Source organism: Escherichia sp. KCJ4928 (assembly GCF_004352695.1).
GTDB lineage: Bacteria > Pseudomonadota > Gammaproteobacteria > Enterobacterales > Enterobacteriaceae > ECMA0423.
The window spans coordinates 1-510 of sequence record NZ_SJWV01000581.1; the positions used below are offsets into that span (position 1 = coordinate 1).

At 40.8% G+C, this 510-nt stretch carries 1 protein-coding gene; it reads left to right on the forward strand.

The window, feature by feature from the left end:
* Window positions 1-181 precede the first annotated feature (181 nt).
* On the forward strand, window positions 182-388 hold the full coding sequence (locus E0D98_RS25695) for a YbfA family protein (protein WP_000424924.1): 207 nt from the start codon (window positions 182-184) through the stop codon (window positions 386-388).
* Window positions 389-510: the final 122 nt, after the last annotated feature.

A 510-nucleotide genomic window follows, 5' to 3' on the forward strand; every position in this document is an offset into this window, starting at 1 on the left:
GTATTAATTTAACTTTTGTGTAACTTAATTACAGGATGAATGTAAATAAACCATCAATAAGCAAAAATAAGTGGTCGGATGAGTAGTAAAATTACACAAAAGGCGGTACTATTTTCATCAGATAAACAAATTCATTTTTCCGGTGCCATTCACCGGGTAGATACAAAAGGGGGAGAAAAGTATGGAACTCTACAGAGAATATCCTGCATGGCTTATCTTTTTACGCCGTACTTATGCGGTTGCAGCGGGCGTTCTGGCGCTGCCTTTCATGCTTTTCTGGAAAGACCGCGCCCGCTTTTACAGCTACCTGCATCGCGTCTGGTCGAAAACCAGCGATAAACCGGTGTGGATGGATCAGGCCGAAAAGGCAACTGGTGATTTTTATTGATTGCTGAGTTTTGAATACATTGAAAACCGCCAGCGGAAACGCTGGCGGTTTTTTGTATCAGGAAGATGTTCAGAGGAATATTTAGACATCGTTATACCAATCGAAACATATATTCATGAAAT